Annotated in this window: 19 protein-coding genes and 1 other RNA gene; 11 read left to right on the forward strand and 9 right to left on the reverse strand. The window is 56.9% G+C overall.

The genetic code is table 11. The annotated features are described in order from the left end of the window. Nucleotides 1-9 precede the first annotated feature (9 nt). The 4 genes from BN3796_RS10185 to amtB all read left to right on the forward strand — a co-directional run bounded on the left by BN3796_RS10185 (nucleotide 10) and on the right by amtB (nucleotide 5,435). Nucleotides 10-1,782 (forward strand): SmdA family multidrug ABC transporter permease/ATP-binding protein, encoded by a 1,773-nt coding sequence (locus tag BN3796_RS10185; protein WP_061708235.1) that lies wholly within the window; start codon nucleotides 10-12, stop codon nucleotides 1,780-1,782. Further along, entirely contained in the window at nucleotides 1,775-3,556 is a 1,782-nt protein-coding gene (locus BN3796_RS10190; protein ID WP_061708236.1) for a SmdB family multidrug efflux ABC transporter permease/ATP-binding protein, read from the forward strand. Before BN3796_RS10185 ends, BN3796_RS10190 begins: the two co-directional genes overlap by 8 nt. A gap of 219 nt (nucleotides 3,557-3,775) precedes the next feature. Continuing rightward, the gene (gene glnK, locus BN3796_RS10195; protein WP_061708237.1) at nucleotides 3,776-4,114 is read left to right on the forward strand and encodes a P-II family nitrogen regulator; all 339 of its coding nucleotides are present in this window, start codon (nucleotides 3,776-3,778) and stop codon (nucleotides 4,112-4,114) included. Between the two features lie 34 nt (nucleotides 4,115-4,148). Further along, entirely contained in the window at nucleotides 4,149-5,435 is a 1,287-nt protein-coding gene (gene amtB / locus BN3796_RS10200) for an ammonium transporter AmtB (RefSeq protein WP_061708238.1), read from the forward strand. 80 nt (nucleotides 5,436-5,515) lie between these two features. Here amtB and tesB read toward each other — a convergent pair whose 3' ends face one another. Next, entirely contained in the window at nucleotides 5,516-6,376 is an 861-nt protein-coding gene (tesB, locus tag BN3796_RS10205; RefSeq protein ID WP_061708239.1) for an acyl-CoA thioesterase II, read from the reverse strand. 207 nt (nucleotides 6,377-6,583) lie between these two features. On the opposite strand from tesB, the gene BN3796_RS10210 reads away from it, so the two are divergent. Beyond that, nucleotides 6,584-7,153: a YbaY family lipoprotein gene (locus tag BN3796_RS10210; RefSeq protein ID WP_061708240.1), complete on the forward strand. Its 570-nt coding sequence runs from the start codon at nucleotides 6,584-6,586 to the stop codon at nucleotides 7,151-7,153. 34 nt (nucleotides 7,154-7,187) lie between these two features. Here BN3796_RS10210 and BN3796_RS10215 read toward each other — a convergent pair whose 3' ends face one another. Continuing rightward, nucleotides 7,188-7,499 (reverse strand): MGMT family protein, encoded by a 312-nt coding sequence (locus tag BN3796_RS10215; RefSeq protein ID WP_061708241.1) that lies wholly within the window; start codon nucleotides 7,497-7,499, stop codon nucleotides 7,188-7,190. Between the two features lie 173 nt (nucleotides 7,500-7,672). On the opposite strand from BN3796_RS10215, the gene ffs reads away from it, so the two are divergent. The 3 genes from ffs (at nucleotide 7,673) to BN3796_RS10230 (ending at nucleotide 8,394) form a co-directional block, all read left to right on the forward strand. Further along, an RNA gene (gene ffs, locus BN3796_RS10220) (signal recognition particle sRNA small type) lies at nucleotides 7,673-7,769 on the forward strand. 161 nt (nucleotides 7,770-7,930) lie between these two features. After that, nucleotides 7,931-8,182, forward strand: a complete 252-nt coding sequence (locus tag BN3796_RS10225; RefSeq protein WP_061708242.1) for a hypothetical protein — start codon at nucleotides 7,931-7,933, stop codon at nucleotides 8,180-8,182. Continuing rightward, on the forward strand, nucleotides 8,179-8,394 hold the full coding sequence (locus BN3796_RS10230) for a hypothetical protein (RefSeq protein ID WP_061708243.1): 216 nt from the start codon (nucleotides 8,179-8,181) through the stop codon (nucleotides 8,392-8,394). The genes BN3796_RS10225 and BN3796_RS10230 overlap by 4 nt, the downstream gene beginning before the upstream one ends. A gap of 43 nt (nucleotides 8,395-8,437) precedes the next feature. Here the strand turns inward: BN3796_RS10230 and yczR are convergent, their stop codons facing one another. Then, nucleotides 8,438-9,859, reverse strand: a complete 1,422-nt coding sequence (yczR, locus tag BN3796_RS10235) for a MocR-like transcription factor YczR (RefSeq protein WP_061708840.1) — start codon at nucleotides 9,857-9,859, stop codon at nucleotides 8,438-8,440. A gap of 84 nt (nucleotides 9,860-9,943) precedes the next feature. Between yczR and yczE the strand changes: the two genes are divergently transcribed. Next, on the forward strand, nucleotides 9,944-10,555 hold the full coding sequence (yczE, locus tag BN3796_RS10240; RefSeq protein WP_061708244.1) for a membrane protein YczE: 612 nt from the start codon (nucleotides 9,944-9,946) through the stop codon (nucleotides 10,553-10,555). Nucleotides 10,556-10,572: 17 nt separating this feature from the next. Here the strand turns inward: yczE and BN3796_RS10245 are convergent, their stop codons facing one another. Next, nucleotides 10,573-12,129, reverse strand: a complete 1,557-nt coding sequence (locus BN3796_RS10245) for an EAL domain-containing protein (RefSeq protein ID WP_061708245.1) — start codon at nucleotides 12,127-12,129, stop codon at nucleotides 10,573-10,575. A 262-nt stretch (nucleotides 12,130-12,391) separates the two neighbouring features. Here BN3796_RS10245 and BN3796_RS10250 point away from each other — a divergent pair, with 262 nt between their 5' ends. Both BN3796_RS10250 and ykgO read left to right on the forward strand, forming a co-directional pair. After that, nucleotides 12,392-12,658 carry a type B 50S ribosomal protein L31 gene (locus tag BN3796_RS10250; RefSeq protein ID WP_061708246.1) on the forward strand — a complete coding sequence of 89 codons (267 nt, stop codon included), beginning with the start codon at nucleotides 12,392-12,394 and terminating at the stop codon, nucleotides 12,656-12,658. A 2-nt stretch (nucleotides 12,659-12,660) separates the two neighbouring features. Beyond that, nucleotides 12,661-12,801 (forward strand): type B 50S ribosomal protein L36, encoded by a 141-nt coding sequence (ykgO, locus tag BN3796_RS10255; protein WP_061708247.1) that lies wholly within the window; start codon nucleotides 12,661-12,663, stop codon nucleotides 12,799-12,801. A gap of 36 nt (nucleotides 12,802-12,837) precedes the next feature. On the opposite strand, the gene BN3796_RS10260 is transcribed toward ykgO, so the two are convergent. From BN3796_RS10260 to acrB, 5 genes are all read right to left on the reverse strand, one after another. After that, complete coding sequence (locus BN3796_RS10260) at nucleotides 12,838-13,335, reverse strand: YlaC family protein (protein WP_061708248.1); 498 nt, start codon at nucleotides 13,333-13,335, stop codon at nucleotides 12,838-12,840. Nucleotides 13,336-13,445: 110 nt separating this feature from the next. Further along, a complete protein-coding gene (gene maa, locus BN3796_RS10265; protein WP_061708249.1) occupies nucleotides 13,446-13,997 on the reverse strand; it encodes a maltose O-acetyltransferase in 552 nt (183 codons plus the stop codon). A 198-nt stretch (nucleotides 13,998-14,195) separates the two neighbouring features. Continuing rightward, nucleotides 14,196-14,414 (reverse strand): HHA domain-containing protein, encoded by a 219-nt coding sequence (locus BN3796_RS10270; protein ID WP_010428174.1) that lies wholly within the window; start codon nucleotides 14,412-14,414, stop codon nucleotides 14,196-14,198. 27 nt (nucleotides 14,415-14,441) lie between these two features. Next, nucleotides 14,442-14,816, reverse strand: coding sequence for an Hha toxicity modulator TomB (gene tomB, locus BN3796_RS10275; protein WP_061708250.1), 375 nt, complete (start codon nucleotides 14,814-14,816; stop codon nucleotides 14,442-14,444). Nucleotides 14,817-15,313: 497 nt separating this feature from the next. After that, entirely contained in the window at nucleotides 15,314-18,460 is a 3,147-nt protein-coding gene (gene acrB, locus BN3796_RS10280) for a multidrug efflux RND transporter permease subunit AcrB (RefSeq protein WP_061708251.1), read from the reverse strand. Nucleotides 18,461-18,464 lie beyond the last annotated feature (4 nt).

The raw sequence follows: 18,464 nt of genomic DNA on the forward strand, positions 1-18,464 counted from the left end.
ATTAACCGCGTGCGATTATTTGCTCAGTTAGGCTGGTATTTCCGCCGGGAGTGGCGACGCTACCTCGGCGCAGTAGCCCTGCTTATTATCATTGCCATTCTTCAGCTGCTGCCGCCCAAAGTGGTGGGCTTTGTGGTGGATGGCGTTACGCAACAGCATTACACCGCCGTACGGGTGTGGATGTGGATCGGCACGCTGGTGTTAACCGCGGTGATTGTCTACCTGCTGCGCTATGTCTGGCGCGTGCTGCTGTTCGGCGCCTCCTATCAGCTAGCGGTAGAGCTGCGGGAAGATTTTTATCGTCAGCTCAGCCGCCAGCATCCGGAGTTTTACCTGCGCCATCGCACCGGCGATCTGATTGCGCGCGCCACTAACGATGTGGATCGGGTGGTGTTTGCCGCCGGGGAAGGGGTGCTGACGCTGGTGGATTCGCTGGTGATGGGCTGCGCGGTGTTGATTGTGATGTCCACCCAGATCAGCTGGCAGCTCACCCTGCTGGCGCTGCTGCCGATGCCGGTCATGGCGCTGGCAATCAAACGCTACGGCGACCAGCTGCACGAGCGTTTCAAACTCGCCCAGGCGGCCTTCTCCTCGCTCAACGACCGCACCCAGGAGAGCATGACCAGTATCCGCATGATCAAAGCCTTTGGCCTGGAAGATCGCCAGTCGGCGCTTTTTGCCGCCGATGCGGCGGATACCGGGGCCAAAAATATGCGCGTGGCGCGTATCGACGCCCGCTTCGATCCTACTATCTATATCGCTATCGGCATGGCGAACCTGCTGGCCATCGGCGGCGGCAGCTGGATGGTCATCAACGGCACGCTGACGCTGGGCCAGTTAACCAGCTTCGCCATGTACCTGGGGCTGATGATCTGGCCGATGCTGGCGCTGGCGTGGATGTTTAATATCGTCGAGCGCGGCAGCGCAGCCTACAGCCGTATCCGCGCCATGCTGGCGGAGGCGCCGGTGGTTAACGACGGCAGCGAAACGGTTCCCGACGGGCGGGGAACCCTGGCCGTGGCGATCCGGGAGTTTGCCTGGCCGCAGACTGACCACCCGGCGCTGGAGAATCTTCACTTCACCCTGACGCCGGGAGAGATGCTTGGGATTTGCGGCCCGACGGGGGCAGGAAAAAGTACCCTGCTGGCCTTAATTCAGCGGCACTTCGACGTGGGGCAGGGGGAGATTCGCTTTCACGATATCCCCCTCCCGCGCCTGCAGCTGGACGCCTGGCGCAGCCGCCTGGCGGTGGTGAGTCAGACGCCGTTTTTATTCTCCGACACTGTCGCCAATAACATCGCGCTCGGTCACCCGAACGCCACCCCGGAGGAGATTGAACATGTGGCGCGGCTGGCAAGCGTGCATGAGGATATCCTGCGGCTGCCGCAGGGTTATGAAACAGAGGTAGGAGAGCGCGGCGTGATGCTCTCCGGCGGTCAGAAACAGCGTATCGCCATCGCCCGCGCGCTGCTGCTCAATGCGGAAATCCTGATTCTGGACGACGCGCTCTCCGCTGTGGATGGCCGCACCGAACATCAGATTTTGCATAATCTGCGCGAGTGGGGCGAGGGGCGCACGGTGATTATCAGCGCGCACCGGCTGTCGGCGCTCACCGAAGCGAACGAAATTCTGGTATTGCAGCACGGTCATATTGCCCAGCGCGGCCAGCATGAGCAGCTCGTCGGGCAGCCGGGATGGTATCGCGATATGTATCGCTATCAGCAGCTTGAAGCGGCGCTGGACGATGCGCCAGAGCTGAACGAGGAGGTAGCGAATGCGTAAATTTGCCGAGCTGTGGCCGACGCTGAAACGTCTTCTGGCGTATGGATCGCCGTGGCGCAAGCCGCTCTCGCTGGCGGTGGCGATGCTGTGGATTGCCGCTATCGCCGAGGTGAGCGGTCCCCTGTTGATCAGCTATTTTATCGACAATATGGTGGCGAAAAATCATCTGCCGCTGGGGATGGTCGCAGGGCTGGCGGCGGCCTACGTGGGCCTGCAGGTGCTGGCGGCCGCGCTGCACTATACGCAATCCCTGCTCTTTAACCGCGCCGCCGTTGGGGTGGTGCAACAATTGCGCACTGACGTGATGGACGCCGCGCTGCGCCAGCCGCTGAGTGAATTTGATACCCAGCCGGTGGGCCAGGTGATCTCCCGCGTCACCAACGACACCGAAGTGATCCGCGATCTCTACGTAACGGTGGTGGCAACGGTGCTGCGCAGCGCGGCGCTGATCGGCGCCATGCTGGTGGCGATGTTCACCCTCGACTGGCGCATGGCGCTGGTGGCGATGACTATCTTCCCGGCGGTGTTGACGGTGATGCTTATCTACCAGCGTTACAGCACGCCGATTGTACGCCGGGTCCGCGCCTATCTGGCAGACATTAACGATGGCTTCAACGAAGTGATCAACGGCATGAGCGTGATCCAGCAGTTTCGCCAGCAGGCGCGTTTTGGCGAACGGATGGGCGAGGCGAGTCGCTCCCACTATATGGCGCGGATGCAGACCCTGCGGCTGGATGGCTTTCTGCTGCGGCCCCTGCTGAGTCTTTTCTCTTCCCTGGTGCTCTGCGGCCTGCTGATGGTGTTCGGCTTTACCTCTGTAGGGACGATCGAAGTCGGGGTGCTTTATGCCTTTATTAGCTATCTTGGCCGTCTTAACGAGCCGCTGATCGAGCTCACTACCCAGCAGTCGATGCTGCAACAGGCGGTGGTGGCGGGGGAGCGCGTTTTTGAGCTGATGGACAGGCCGCGCCAGCGCTACGGTGATGATGAGCGTCCTTTGCAAAGCGGAGCGATCGCCTTTGACCATGTTTCGTTTGCCTACCAGGACGATCGTCTGGTGCTGAAGGATATCGACCTGAACGTGCCGTCGCGCAGCTTTGTGGCGCTGGTTGGTCACACTGGCAGCGGCAAGAGCACGCTCGCCAGTTTGCTGATGGGCTACTACCCGCTGACGCAGGGGGAGATTCGCCTGGATGGCCGTCCGCTCGCCTCGCTTAGCCACCATACGTTGCGTAAAGGGGTGGCGATGGTGCAGCAGGATCCGGTGGTGCTTGCGGACTCCTTTTTTGCCAACGTCACGCTGGGACGCGCCTTCAGCGAGGAACAGGTCTGGGCGGTGCTGGAAAAAGTGCAGCTGGCGGATCTGGCCAGAAGCATGAGCGAGGGGATCCATACCCGGCTCGGCGAGCAGGGTAACAACCTCTCTGTAGGGCAGAAACAGCTGCTGGCGCTGGCGCGGGTGCTTATCGAAACCCCGCAGGTGCTGATTCTGGATGAAGCCACCGCCAGCATTGACTCCGGTACGGAGCAGGCAATCCAGCAGGCGCTGGCGGCTGTGCGCGATCGCACGACGTTGGTGGTGATTGCCCATCGTCTCTCCACCATCGTGGAGGCAGACACCATTCTGGTGCTGCATCGCGGTCAGGCGGTGGAGCGTGGCACCCACCGTGAGCTGCTGGCGGCGAAAGGACGCTACTGGCAGATGTACCAGCTGCAGCTGGCGGGGGAGGAGCTGGCCGCCGCTACCCGCGAGGAGGCCTCCCTTAGCGCCTGATGCACCAAAATCAGGCAGAGCATCTTCAACGAATGTTGTTGGTGCAGAATCGTAACGCATCATGCACTGGCATGGTGCGTTTTTTTAACCGCTTTCCCTTCGCGCTTTACGCCATCAGCCCGCCACTGCCTTTTCACGCCGTTTTCAATCCTGGCACACCGCTTGCAATAACTCTCAGGTGAGCTGCGGCGACAAGCAAATTCTGACTGGAGGGGATCTATGAAGCTGGTAACGGTGGTAATTAAGCCATTCAAGCTGGAGGACGTGCGCGAAGCACTGTCTTTAGTGGGTATTCAGGGATTAACGGTGACCGAAGTGAAGGGCTTTGGTCGTCAGAAGGGGCACGCCGAGCTTTACCGTGGCGCGGAATACAGCGTCAACTTTCTGCCGAAGGTGAAGATCGACGTGGCGATTGCGGACGATCAGCTCGATGAAGTGATCGACGTTATCAGCAAGGCGGCCTACACCGGAAAAATTGGCGACGGTAAAATTTTCGTTGCCGAACTGCAGCGCGTCATTCGCATCCGTACGGGCGAAGCTGACGAAGCGGCTCTTTAAGTCACTCCTGCATACAGCGATAGGGATCAACACAATGAAAACATGCACAATCAAATCGGCTCTGGGGTCTCTGGCGCTGCTGCCCGGGCTGGCGATGGCCGCCCCGGCGGTCGCGGATAAAGCCGACAACGCCTTTATGATGATCTGCACCGCGCTGGTGCTGTTCATGACTATCCCGGGCATTGCCCTCTTTTATGGCGGCCTAATCCGCGGCAAAAACGTTCTCTCTATGCTCACCCAGGTGGCGGTGACCTTTGCGCTGGTGTGCGTGCTGTGGGTGGTTTACGGCTACTCGCTGGCGTTTGGTGAGGGCAACAATTTCTTCGGCAGCTTCAACTGGGCGATGCTGAAAAATATCGAGCTGACCGCCGTGATGGGCAGCTTCTACCAGTATATTCACGTGGCGTTCCAGGGCTCGTTTGCCTGCATTACCGTGGGGCTGATCGTCGGGGCGCTGGCGGAACGTATCCGCTTTTCGGCGGTGCTCATCTTCGTGGTGGTGTGGCTGACGCTCTCCTATGTTCCGATTGCGCATATGGTCTGGGGCGGTGGTCTGCTGGCTTCGCACGGCGCGCTGGACTTCGCCGGTGGTACGGTGGTGCATATCAACGCGGCGGTGGCCGGGCTGGTGGGCGCCTATCTTATCGGCAAGCGCGTGGGCTTTGGCAAAGAGGCGTTTAAGCCGCACAACCTGCCGATGGTCTTTACCGGGACGGCGATCCTCTACTTCGGCTGGTTTGGTTTCAACGCCGGCTCCGCCAGCGCTGCCAACGAAATCGCCGCTCTGGCCTTCGTTAATACCGTTGTGGCGACGGCGGGGGCGATCCTCTCCTGGATATTTGGCGAATGGGCCGTGCGCGGGAAACCCTCCCTGCTCGGCGCCTGCTCCGGTGCCATTGCCGGTCTGGTCGGTATTACGCCAGCCTGTGGCTTCGTTGGCGTCGGCGGCGCGCTGATTATCGGTATCGTGGCGGGTCTGGCCGGGCTGTGGGGCGTTACCGCGCTCAAGCGCCTCCTGCGCGTGGACGATCCCTGTGACGTATTTGGCGTGCACGGCGTTTGCGGTATTGTGGGTTGCATCATGACCGGGATCTTCGCGGCGACCTCCCTCGGCGGCGTAGGCTTTGCCGAAGGCGTCACGATGGGGCATCAGGTGCTGGTGCAGCTGGAAAGTATCGCTATCACCATCGTCTGGTCGGGCATTGTCGCCTTTATTGGTTACAAGCTGGCGGATATGACCGTTGGCCTGCGCGTACCGGAAGAGCAGGAGCGCGAAGGGCTGGACGTTAACAGCCACGGCGAGAACGCTTACAACGCATAATCTATTGCCCGGCGGTGGCATCGATAAAACAAAACGGCAACCAGGAGGTTGCCGTTTTCGTTCACAGGGGGCGCGTCATCTCATCCCCGGTTACGCATCACCCCTTCCTGCACCGTGGACGCCACCAGTACGCCATCCTGAGTATAGAACTCCCCGCGTACAAAGCCGCGCGCGCTTGATGCCGACGTACTCTCCACGCTGTAGAGCAGCCACTCATTCATGTTAAACGGACGATGGAACCACATGGAGTGGTCAATAGTCGCGACCTGCATCCCTTTTTCCAGGAAGCCCACCCCGTGCGGCTGCAGGGCAACCGGCAGGAAGTTAAAGTCGGAGGCGTAGCCCAGCAGATACTGATGGACGCCGAACTCATCCGGAACGGTGCCGTTGGCGCGGATCCAGACCTGCCGTCTGGGTTCTGCGATGTGGCCCTTAAGCGGGTTATGAAACTCCACCGGGCGGATCTCCAGCGGCTTATCACAGAGGAATTTCTCTTTTGCCTGCGGCGGCAGAAAATGCGCCAGCTCGCGGGCAATCTCCGTTTCTGATTTCAGCCCCTCCGGGGAGGGGGCAGCAGGCATCGGTTTTTGATGCTCATATCCCGGCTCCGGCGCCTGAAACGAGGCGGTCATATAGAAGATGGGCTTACCGTTCTGGATCGCCGCGACGCGGCGCGCGCTGAAGCTTTGACCATCGCGCAGCACTTCTACGTCATAGACGATAGGTTTGGCGCTGTCGCCGGGACGCAGAAAGTAGCTGTGAAAAGAGTGCACCAGACGATCCGCGGGCACGGTCTCTTTGGCGGCATAGAGCGCCTGGCCCACAACCTGACCGCCAAAGACCTGTCGCAGGCCCAAATCTTCGCTCTGCCCGCGAAAGAGGCCTTCTTCTATTTTTTCCAGATTCAGTAATGTCAGCAGATTGTTCAGGGCCTGACTCATAAACGTCCTCAATAATACGCCGTGGCGAAAGATAAGCTGATTATAACGCAGAAAAGGAAGTGGTCGGATGGGTACATTAGTCTGAATAAGCGGCTGAAACCAGGCAAAAATGAGTGAGCTGTGCCACACTTGGTTACGTTATCTTAATGTTAACCACTCATCCGACGGGATCGATCCCGCTGGGGCATTGATGATAAGGAGACTTCAATGAAACTCGTTCACATGTTAAGTGGTTTAGCGGTAGCGGTTGCCCTGTCCGCCTGTGCGGATAAAAGTGCGGACATCCAGACGCCAGCGCCAAACCCAAATACCGCTGGCGTAAACACCCAGCCAGTTATTCAGCAGCCGAATGTTTCCGGTACCGTCTGGATCCGTCAGAAAGTGGCCCTGCCGCCTGACGCGGTATTGACCGTTACCCTCTCTGACGCGTCCATGGCCGACGCACCGTCAAAAGTGCTGGCTCAGAAAGCGGTGCGTACCGAAGGGAAACAGCCGCCTTACAGCTTTGTACTGCCGTTTAAACCTTCTGACGTCCAGCCGAATGCGCGCATTCTCCTGAGCGCAGCCATCACCGTCGACGGCAAACTGGTCTTTATCACCGATACGGTGAAGCCAGTGCTTAACCAGGGCGGCTCTAAAGCTGACCTGACGCTGGTGCCTGTACAGCAGACAGCCGTACCGATGCAGCAGAGCGGTGGTGCGGCAACAACGGTGCCGTCAACGTCGCCGACTCAGGTTAATCCGTCTAACGCGGTTCCTGCCCCCACTCAGTTCTAAGCGCCATATCCCTCTCCCGGACGGGGGAGGGAAGCTACCCGATCCAGCGATAGCGCGCTAAATCGATCTCCCCGCGACCCGATACTTCGACCCCTTCAGCTAATAAAGCCTGACGCTGACGCTGCAAATCTGGCCCTTTCAGAGAGATGGCGCCATGCCGGTTAACGACCCGATGCCATGGCAGCTTGCTCCCCTCGGGCAGTCGTTTTAGCACGCCGCCCACCTGTCGCGCCGCGCGCGGCGAACCGGCCAGTCGGGCGACATCGCCATAGGTGGTGACATAGCCTTCGGGGATCGCGGCAACGATTTGCCAGACTCGCTGCGGAAAAGCGTCATGCTCGTTCACGGGGACTCCTGATACCTGATTTGTCGCTTACAGGGTATCACGCCCCGTTTTAGTGAAAAATAATGGTTTGTTGCGTAATAAACCAGCATCCGGTTGAGGCTAACTTGCAATTGCTTTCCGCTGCAGGGATAATGCGCCAGCGCGTTGGTTATCAACGCTCTCAATGGGGGCTCTGTTGGTTCTCCCGCAACGCTACTCTGTTTACCAGGTCAGGTCCGGAAGGAAGCAGCCAAGGCAGATGACGCGTGTGCCGGGATGTAGCTGGCAGGGCCCCCACCCATTTCTGCCTCCCTCTTTTTTGTTACGAATATTTCACCCATTTTTCATGACGCTGACATCTTTTTGTCATAAACCCGTCACAATTCGCTGGCATCTTAATACCGGGTTCCTTCTCTTATAAAACGCTCTTATTGCGAAAGGATGTTTCAGACATGGCCACGGCGGTATTGAACGTAAAAATTGATGAAGCGCTGAAAGAAAAACTCCGCCACTACGCAGAAGTTCATAATGAAAATTTAAGCGTAACCACAGAAAAACTGCTGTTGCTGGCTTTTGAGGCAGCGGAAGAGGCGGGGGTATCGGAAGAGGAGATAGATAATCAGCACACGGAAGAAGAGAACATCCTTCCTTTTAATCCTAAAGAAACCAAAGCATTACGTAAAATTCTGAAGAAGAGAAAATGAAAAGCCATTCGACAATCGCCAACGACTATAAAGAAGCCTGCGACCTGTTACGTTCAGGGTATGTAAAGCGTGTCCGTCTGGGCTGGAATGTTGGAAGTGATGAATTTTTTCGTATCGCCTCAGACTGGTGTGATACCGGCGCTAAAATAAAAAAAGAGGGCGATAGCTTCGTGATCTCCCTCAAAGGTTTCCCCATTCCCCCGCAGCATTAAGCTGCAACCGTAAAAACGGCTGGCCGCAACCGGGCACGCCGTTTTAAATCACCCGTCTTCTGAAGGGCGTCTCCGCTTTATCAAGCGGCAACCACAGCGTCTTAATTTTCAGCAACGCCTCTTCAAGCGCGTCCGATTCCAGCGTGAAAGGTATACGTAGATAGCGATCAAATGCCCCGGCGAGGCCAAAGCGTGTACCGGTCCCCAGATGGATCCCCTGCGTCTCAGCCCGCGCGGCCAGCGACGTCGCCACGCTATCCGGAAGCTCAATCCAGTAAGAGAGACCTCCCTGCGGGACCTCAAAACGCCACTGGGGAAAATGTTCACGCATCAGGGCGCCGCAGATATCCCGGCGAAGAGCCAGCATCTGCCGACGCGCGGGTAAAATTTGAGCCTCATGCTCAATAAGCCACTGCGTTGCTAGCTGCTCCAGAAGCGGAGAGCCGAGATCGAGGGTGTCACGCGCCTGCGCCAGCGCGGCAAGGGTACGTGCCGGGGCGCGGATCCAGCCCAGGCGCAGCCCGCCCCAGAAGCTTTTTCCGGCAGAGCCGATAGTAATGACTGACGCCCGGGAGTTAAACGCCGCCAGCGGCGCAGGCGGCGGCTCGTCATACCAGAGATCGACCATCGTCTCGTCAACAACCAGCGTCGTGCGGGTATTGGCCGCGATATCGGCTATCGCCTGTCGGGTGGCGATATCCATACAGCGCCCGGTCGGATTATGGAAATCAGGCATCAGCCAGGCGAGACGCGGCGAGGTCTGCGCGACGGTCGCGGCAAACCCGGCGACATCCCACCCTCTCTCCGGCAGAGAGACACCCACCGGACGGCATGAGGCCCCCTGGATGGCGGCAATCGCCAGCGGATAGGTGGGGTGATCGACCAGCACCCGGTCGCCGGGGCCGGTTAACATACGCAGCACCATCGCCAGGCCGCTTACTGCGCCGTTCACAATCATAACCTCATCCGCCTGCGTGGGAAGCCCGCGCGCGCTGTAGCGGGCGGCGATCGTCTCGCGCAGCGCGGGCAGGCCGAAGCGCTCGTAACCTGTCTGATGAAGGTGCTGTGGCAGAGCGGCAATCGCATGGGTATAGGCCTGATGGATTTCGGGGCCGGCACCCAGCGCGGCCGTGGAGAGATCAACCCCTTCGCCGCTCACGGCGCTGGCCTGCATGGGACGGCCCGCAGGCAGTAGCACGCGTGAGCCGCTGCCGTGTCGGCTCTCCAGATAGCCCTCTTCCCGCAGATGCGCCAGCGCGCTGCCCACGGTGGTGCGGCTGACCGCCAGCGCGGCGGCCAGCTCCCGCTCGCCGGGCAGGCGTGTGTCCAGCGCCAGACGGCCGTCGAGGATCAACAGCCGTAGCGCGTCCGCCAGCTGTCGCCAGAGTGGCATGCGGGAGCCGGGCTGCTGCCAGTGACCGAGCAGGCGAACCAGCGACTGACTTGCGAAACGGCGTGATGACATAGGCAGACCACTATTTGAAAACTGGTCATTAATCATAAGACCAATTTCGGTAAAGATGGAAGTCTCAACTACCGGAGGAAAATTATGCTGCGTCGCCTGCTGCAACTCTATATCGGACTGGGGCTTTATGGCCTTTCCACCGCGATGTTTGTCCGTGCCGATCTGGGGGCCGATCCATGGAACGTCTTTCATCTCGGCGTGGCAAAACTGCTGTCAATGGACATTGGCACCGTCATTATCCTGACCGGAGCGTTGGTGCTGCTGCTGTGGATCCCTCTGCGCCAGTGGCCGGGACTGGGTACGCTCAGCAATGTGATTGTGATTGGCCTGGCCGCCGACGCGGCGTTATCTCTGCTGCCGGCGATGAGCGCGCTGACGGCGCGCAGCGTGATGCTGGCGGCGGCCATAGTGGTTAACGCCCTGGCGACAGGTATGTATATCGGGGCTGGCTTTGGCGCCGGACCGCGCGATGGGCTTATGACCGGTATCAACGCGCGTACTGGCTGGTCTGTACGGCGCGTGCGCACGGCAATTGAACTGGCGGTGCTGCTGACGGGATGCGCGCTGGGCGGCACCTTTGGAGTTGGCACGGTACTATACGCGCTGACTATCGGGCCGCTGATCCAGCTCTGCCTGCCGTGGTTTCGTTACCCGACCCGGCGATGCGCCGCTGCGCGACCGGAGGAGATGGCCTGAAAATACGTTCCTGGGGCTTACTCCGGCTCCAGGTTATTTTCCGCCCAGAGAATAAACTCCCCTTTGGCTAATGCCTTGCTGTAGAGCCACCCCTGGCCATACTGCACGCCGTGCTTACGCAGCCATGCGAGCTGGCCTTCGGTCTCTATTCCTTCAGCCACCATCGCCAGATTCAGCGATTTCGCCATCTCGATAATGTGTGGCGTCACGTTTTTATACTCCAGCGCATCCACGAACGACTTATCAATTTTCAGAATATCGACGTCCAGATCCTGCAGGTAGCTGAGGCTGGAGTAGCCGGTGCCGAAATCGTCGATATAGACGGCGTGACCGGCCCGGCGATAGCCCGCGATAACCGGCGCGCTGATAGTTGGATCGGCAAAGCCACGCTCGGTCAGCTCCAGGGCGATTTGCTGCGGCAGCACGCGCCAGCGGTTTAAAAGCGTGGCCAGCAGGGGAGGCAACTCTTTGCAGCGCAGATCGGCCGGCGCCAGGTTGATGGAGATATGTTTGTCCGGATGGTGGTGCAGCCAGTCGCCCATATCTTCAAACACCCTCTCGATAACCAGCCGGGTAAGCTTTGCCGTTAGCCCGGTCTGCTCCGCCAGTGGAATAAAGCTATTGGGCGGCAGAAAGGTGCCGTCAGGCTGCGGCCAGCGGGCGAGCGCCTCGGCGCCAACGATTTTGCCGCTGCTGAGCGTTACGATGGGCTGGTAATGCACCTCGATTTCGCGGGCGTGGAGAGCGTCCAGCAGGCGGTTGCGCGGAGACTGGAGGCGGCTTAAGACGCGCAGAATAAAGAGCGCGGCCGCCAGGCTAAGCAGGGCGCCAAAGGGAAGCCAGAAAAGCAGCTGCCGGTGCCAGCTATCTTTTAACGGCGCCAGGGATGCCCAGCTCACAAGGGTGAAGTGCAGCTCAGGCACTTCTCTGGCGACATACAAAAAGCCGTTGTGCTGGAGCGGTTCAAGCTTCTGCTGGCGAAGCTTTTGCCAAATCTCCGGATCGAGCTGGCTGCTGCTGGCAAAGATCCTTCCGTCAGGACTGACCATCGCCACCTCGATAGGCCACGAACTCAAAGGGATCACGTCGATCAGTGAATCCGGGTCGATTATTACTACATACCGGCCTTTCCCCATTGCCGCCATATAACGTTTAAAACCGAGATCGTTATGTTCTGTCAGCCAGGTCTTATAGCCATCCGGAGTGATACGCCCGGGAGGGGGGAAGGGGGGCGCATTACTTTCCTGCTCCAGGGATGAACAGATCGGCTGGAGATTGTCCATATAGAGCGTTTCCTGAATATAGAGCAGCGAGTAGGCCACGCGGCGCAGCGCCAGCAGATGCGCGTGCTGGCAGGGAGCATCGTGATTGCGCTCCAGAAGGTCTAACGCCATTTTCCCCTGATCCACGACTCGGGTGGTGCGTATAAGTACGCGGGAAGCATAATGATTAAGATCGTCGACAAATTTCTCCTCCGCCTGTCGATGCGCCAGCCAGACGCTGAGACTGACGGGAAGCAGCACCGATAAGATCAACACACCGATAACCAGGCTGATCAGATGTCGCGTTGTCATGCTGTCGTACCTTTCCTGAATACCCGGTTAGTCGGCGGGAGGGAGAGTTTCGAATAAGAAGTAAAATGACGCTAAATGATAATGTTATAGCATGCGGCAAGATTTGATCTTAGCCAGCTCAAAAAGAAACAAAAAGAACTTAAGGCTACTGTTATTCGCGTTGCCAGAAACAGGATACAACACCCCATTACGGGAAGGGTTGTTTTTTGATCGGGAACGGCATAGGATTAATGTTATGTTATAACAAAACATAGGATCGCCAATGAAACCTGATATCCACCCTTACTACCGCACCGTAGTTTTCCATGACACTACCGTGAACGAATATTTTAAAGTGGGCTCGACCATCAAAACCGATCGTGAAATCGAACTGGACGGCGTGACTTACCCGTATGTCACGCTCGACGTCTCGTCGAAATCCCACCCCTATTACACCGGTAAGCAGAAAACCCTCTCCACAGAAGGGAGCGCCGCGCGTTTCCGCCAGCGCTTTGGCGGTTTTCTTAATGCCAGCGAAAAGCGGAGCTGATCATGCAGGTACTCAACTCGCTGCGCAGCGCGAAACAGCGCCATCCCGACTGCCAGGTCGTCAGACGCAAAGGCCGTCTGTATGTGATCTGTAAATCGAATCCGCGCTTTAAGGCGGTACAGGGAAGAAAGAAAAAGCGGTAAGCAGGCCCGCCGTCGCGTTGACGGCGGGCTCGTTTTTTAACTTACGCTAACAGCAGCTGTAGAAGCCGGGGCAGGGGCCGGTCGTGACAGGGTAAAGATATCGTAAAATGACAGCTCGCCTTTGGTCGCTATCATCTTTTTCAACCTCGCCTTCTGTTCTGCCTCCACCTTTGGCGACTGTAAAATGCTCTCAATCAGCGAGGGCGGTACAAAGCGGGTGTTGTACCACTCGCCGTTGTAACAGACGCGAAAATCGAGTACGTCGATATCTTCGTAGCGATAACGCGGGTTAACGTCAAAAAAGAAAAACGCGTTAAAGACAATAAACAGGACCACCAGAAGCCAGACCGAGCCGATAAGGGTTTCGGAAAGCAACATCACCACCAGCGTCGCGAGCAGCGCCGCGTACATCGCGACGAAGAGACCGGGATGCTTACGAATAAAGCTGATGCTGAAGCGCGGGCGATTGTCGCGCTTTTCACGCTGGTTAATATCATCGATGGTTTGGGTGAGCAGGCGCTGTATTTCAGTCATTTAATGCCTTTAAGAATGTTGCAAAATACAGGCCCATTTTAGGTGAGCAAATTGTATGAAAAAAGTAACAGTTATGGTGGGAAAGAGCATAACAGTTACTTTTTGCCCGTTTACAGCGTCTTAATAATCTTTGCCGGGTTGCCGCCGACCACTACATTTGCCGGCACATCTTTCGTTACCACGGCGCCAGAAGCCACTACTACATTATCGCCGATGGTCACCCCAGGATTAATTACTGCCTGCCCGCCTATCCAGACGTTATGACCGATAGTAACGGGCTTACCCAGTTCGACGCCGCTGTTACGCTCGGTGGCGTCTAGCGGGTGGGTGGCGGTGTAGATATGCACGCCTGGCGCGAGCATACAGTTATCCCCGATATGAACAGGGCAGACGTCCAGGATCACGCAATCAAAGTTGGCGTAAAAGTCACGGCCGAGAAAAATGTTATAGCCGTAGTCGCAGCGAAAGCTCGGCTCGATATAAGCGCCTTCGCCAGCGCCGAGCAGTGCCGTCAGGATCGCCTGGCGTTCAGCCCGTTCATCGGGGGCGGTATGGTTATAGCGGTGGATCAGATGGCGGGCGTGTAGCCGATCGGCCCGTAACGTTTCGTCAGAGGGACGATAGCGCTCCCCGGCAATCATTTTGCGTTTTTCTTCACTCACAGCTTTCCCTTTTCAGTAGAGGTTTTCCCTGAGCATAACGATTAGCGGAAGAAAGGGGAACGTTCCCGCCTGCCTGTTGCGAGCGCTGTCACAATCTAACGCTGAATGGCACGTAACGGCGGGTCCGCTTTAAAAAGAGAAGGGACGTAACAGAAAAGGGTATGCAATTTAAAAGTAAGCCTCAAAGCGCAGAGCGTGCTAACGGACAAATTTCCATACGGAAGTCGGAATTTTATCGTACAGCTTATTCATGGTGAGCTCGGCGAGACGATGGTCAGCGGCTGAATAAAAGACGGCCAGTTCATTATCGGACAGCTCGTATTTATTTTTTTCAATCACACGCTCCAGCGTGTCAATTGACTGGCAGCGTCGCAGACGCATCAAATAATCAACTTTAGTCAGGGGTTTGTCAGACATAAATTCACCTTAGTCATTGTAATAATTTTAACAGGAGAGGCTAACAGGGTTAGCTCTGCTCACATTGACGAAACTGCGGAATAGTCGATTTCCGGATTTACGCCATTTTTGCAAATCCTGCGCAGTAATGCCGTAGCTGCTGAACAGCATAAAGGTGTCGTCCAGGTATTCGTCAATTTGCTCAATCAGCTTATTGTCTTCATTATACTTAATTTTATAATTAAGTGCGAAGGTCGCAATATGCTCAATCAGTTCATTTAACTGTAAATTGATGGCCGAAGTTGGGTCATTAACCCATCCATGATTACTGTCGTCAAGGTTGGCAAGGCAGTCATGGTACAGGGATTCACAGAGAAACTTCAACTGTGCGATATCATGCCTTTTTGGCGAGTATTCGTCCATAGCGCATCCCCTTTTGAGTGATTTTTTACTCACCGAACATCAGCGTCGGGATGGTACAACTTACTGTGCCGCGCGAGGCGGTGTCCTGATAAGGTAACTATAAGCTAGTCTGATCAAGATTTCATCGCGCTATTACGAAAAATTACAAATAAAAAAACAAGGCGTCGCGATAAAAGTCCAGTATTCATAAGATCAATTTTATCCTCTATACACTATTGCTCTGTTCAATCCTTATCTTTCATTAACTTAGCGCCTGAAAGAAAAAGTCCAGATTCGGGCTCTATTTCTGATACAGGGACATGCAACAGGAATAATCCTAATAAAATAGCCAAAGAGTGAGTTATTAAAAGTGTTGTGAAGCAAAATAAAGGGAAGATTATTGGCAGCTATCCATTCACAATAAGACAAAATAAATGAATGGACAATAAGCATAATTTATCATTTAGCGCGCAATAAAAAAGGCCGCAGCGCGGCCTTTTTCAAATATGAAACCGGTATCAGTGATGTTCTACCGGATGGGTATGCTCCACGTCCTCATTCTTGCGGCTAAAGCGGCGGCGAACCACCACAAAGAAGACCGGAACGAAGAAGATCGCCAGAATGGTTGCTGTCACCATCCCGCCCATTACGCCGGTACCTACCGCATTCTGCGCGCCGGAACCTGCGCCGGTGCTGATAACCAGCGGCAGAACGCCGAGGATAAACGCCAGCGAAGTCATCAGAATCGGACGCAGACGCATACGTACCGCTTCCAGCGTCGCCTCGATAAGGCCTTTACCCTCTTTCTCCATCAGATCTTTGGCAAATTCCACGATAAGTATCGCGTTCTTTGCCGACAAGCCAATGGTTGTCAGCAGGCCCACCTGGAAGTAAACGTCGTTGGTCAGGCCGCGGAAGGTCGCCGCCAGCAGCGCCCCGATAACCCCGAGCGGTACCACCAGCATAACCGAGAACGGTATCGACCAGCTCTCATACAGCGCCGCCAGACAGAGGAAGACCACGATCAGCGAGATAGCGTAGAGGGCAGGGGCCTGGTTGCCGGAGAGGCGTTCCTGATAGGACATGCCGGTCCAGTCATAGCCGATACCTGCTGGCAGCTTGCTCGCCAGCTGTTCCATCATATCCATCGCTTCACCGGTGCTTCGCCCCGGCGCCGCCTGGCCGAGGATCTCCATCGATGGCAGACCGTTATAGCGTTCCAGACGCGGTGAACCGTACTCCCAGCGAGAGGTCGAGAAGGCGGAGAACGGCACCATCTGCCCGTCGCTGCCGCGCACGTACCAGTTATCAATATCGCTTGGCAGCATACGGTATGGCGCTTCGGACATCACGTAAACTTTCTTCACGCGACCACGGTCGATGAAGTCGTTAACGTAGCTACCGCCCCATGCCGCGCCCAGCGTAGTATTAATATCGCTAATGGATACGCCCAGCGCCTGCGCTTTCTCCTGGTCAATATCGATCTTGAACTGCGGGGTATCTTCCAGACCGTTAGGACGTACGCCGGTCAGCAGCTCGGGGTGCTTGGCCACTTCGCCAAAGAGCTGATTACGCGCCTGAGTCAGTTTTTCGTGGCCCAGTCCGCCCTGGTCGATCAGCTGGAAGTCGAAACCGGTGGCTGTCCCCAGCTCGACGATGGCCGGCAGGTTAAAGGCGAATACCATCGCATCTTTAATCTGCGAGAAGGTACCCATCGCACGGCCGGTAATGGCCTCGACCTTGTTCTCATCACCCGGACGATCGGCCCAGTCTTTCAGCGAGACGAAGGCGATACCGGTGTTCTGGCCGCGGCCCGCAAAGCCGAAGCCGTTAACCGCAAACACCGACTCGACGTTCGCTTTCTCTTTGGTGAGGTAGTAGTTCGTCACCTCATCCAGCACCTTCTGGGTACGCTCCTGAGAGGCGCCCGCCGGCAGCTGCGCCATGGTCAGGAATACCCCCTGGTCCTCATCGGGCAGGAAGGAGCTTGGCAGACGGACAAAGAGATAGGCCATGCCCACCACAATGATGATGTAGAGCAGCAGGTAACGACCGGTGCTGCGCAGGATGTTGCCCACGCTGTCGGTGTAGTGGTGCGTGCTCTTGTCGAACATGCGGTTAAACCAGCCGAAGAACCCTTTGTGCTCCCCGTGGCCGCCTTTCTGAATCGGTTTCAGCATGGTGGCGCACAGGGCAGGGGTGAGGATCAATGCGACCAGCACCGACAGCGCCATCGCCGAAACGATGGTAATGGAGAACTGACGGTAGATTGCGCCGGTGGAGCCGCCGAAGAAGGCCATCGGGATAAATACCGCCGACAGCACCATGGCGATACCCACCAGCGCGCCCTGGATCTGGCCCATCGACTTACGGGTCGCCTCTTTTGGCGGCAGCCCCTCTTCGGACATGACACGCTCGACGTTCTCGACCACTACGATGGCGTCATCCACCAGCAGGCCTATCGCCAGCACCATCCCGAACATTGTCAGGGTGTTTATCGAGAAGCCGAAAGCGGCGAGGATCGCGAAGGTCCCCAGCAGAACGACCGGTACGGCGATGGTTGGGATCAGCGTCGCGCGGAAGTTTTGCAGGAACAGGTACATCACCAGGAAGACCAGGATGATCGCTTCGACCAGCGTTTTCACCACTTCGTGGATAGAGATTTTCACGAACGGCGTGGTGTCATACGGGTAAACAATCTTCAGGCCTGACGGGAAGAACGGCTCCATTTTTTGCAGTTCAGCGCGGATCGCGGTGGCGGTATCCAGCGCGTTGGCGCCGGTTGCCAGCTTGATCCCCAGCCCCGAAGCGGGCTGACCGTTGAACTTAGCGATCACATCGTAGTTTTCGCCGCCCAGCTCAATCTTCGCGACGTCGCGCAGACGTACCTGAGAACCATCCGGGTTAACCTTCAGCAGGATCTTGCCAAACTCATCCGTGGAGGTGAGACGGGTCTGGGCAATAATCGAGGCGTTAAGCTGCTGGCCTTTCACCGGCGGCGTACCGCCCAGCTGACCTGCCGCGACCTGGGCGTTCTGCGCTTTGATCGCGTTAATAACGTCAACCGGAGTCAGCTGGAAGTTATTCAGCTTGTTCGGGTCCATCCAGATACGCATCGCATACTGGGAACCAAACAGCTGAACGTCACCCACGCCGGAGGTACGGCTGATGACATCCTTCATATTGGCGCCCACGTAGTCGGAGATATCCTCCTGCGTCATGGTGCCGTCGGTGTTGATAACGCCGACAACCATCAGGAAGCTACTGGACGATTTCTCGACGCTAACACCCTGCTGTTGTACTTCCTGCGGCAGCAGCGGCATCGCCAGCTGCAGTTTGTTCTGCACCTGTACCTGCGCAATATCCGCATCAGTACCGGATTCGAAGGTAAGCGTGATCTGCACCGTACCGGTGGAGTCACTGTTTGAGGACATGTACATCAGGTTATCGATACCGTTCATGTTCTGTTCGATAACCTGCGTAACGGTGTCCTGCACCGTTTTGGCATCAGCCCCGGGGTAGGTTGCGGAGATCGTAACCGCCGGCGGCGCAATCGTTGGATATTGCGCAACAGGCAGCTTCAGGATCGCAAGTCCCCCGGCCAGCATGATGATAATGGCGATCACCCACGCAAATATGGGGCGATCGATAAAGAAATTAGGCATGTCT

Origin of the sequence: Pseudenterobacter timonensis (genome assembly GCF_900021175.1) — a bacterium.
Lineage (GTDB): Bacteria > Pseudomonadota > Gammaproteobacteria > Enterobacterales > Enterobacteriaceae > Enterobacter > Enterobacter timonensis.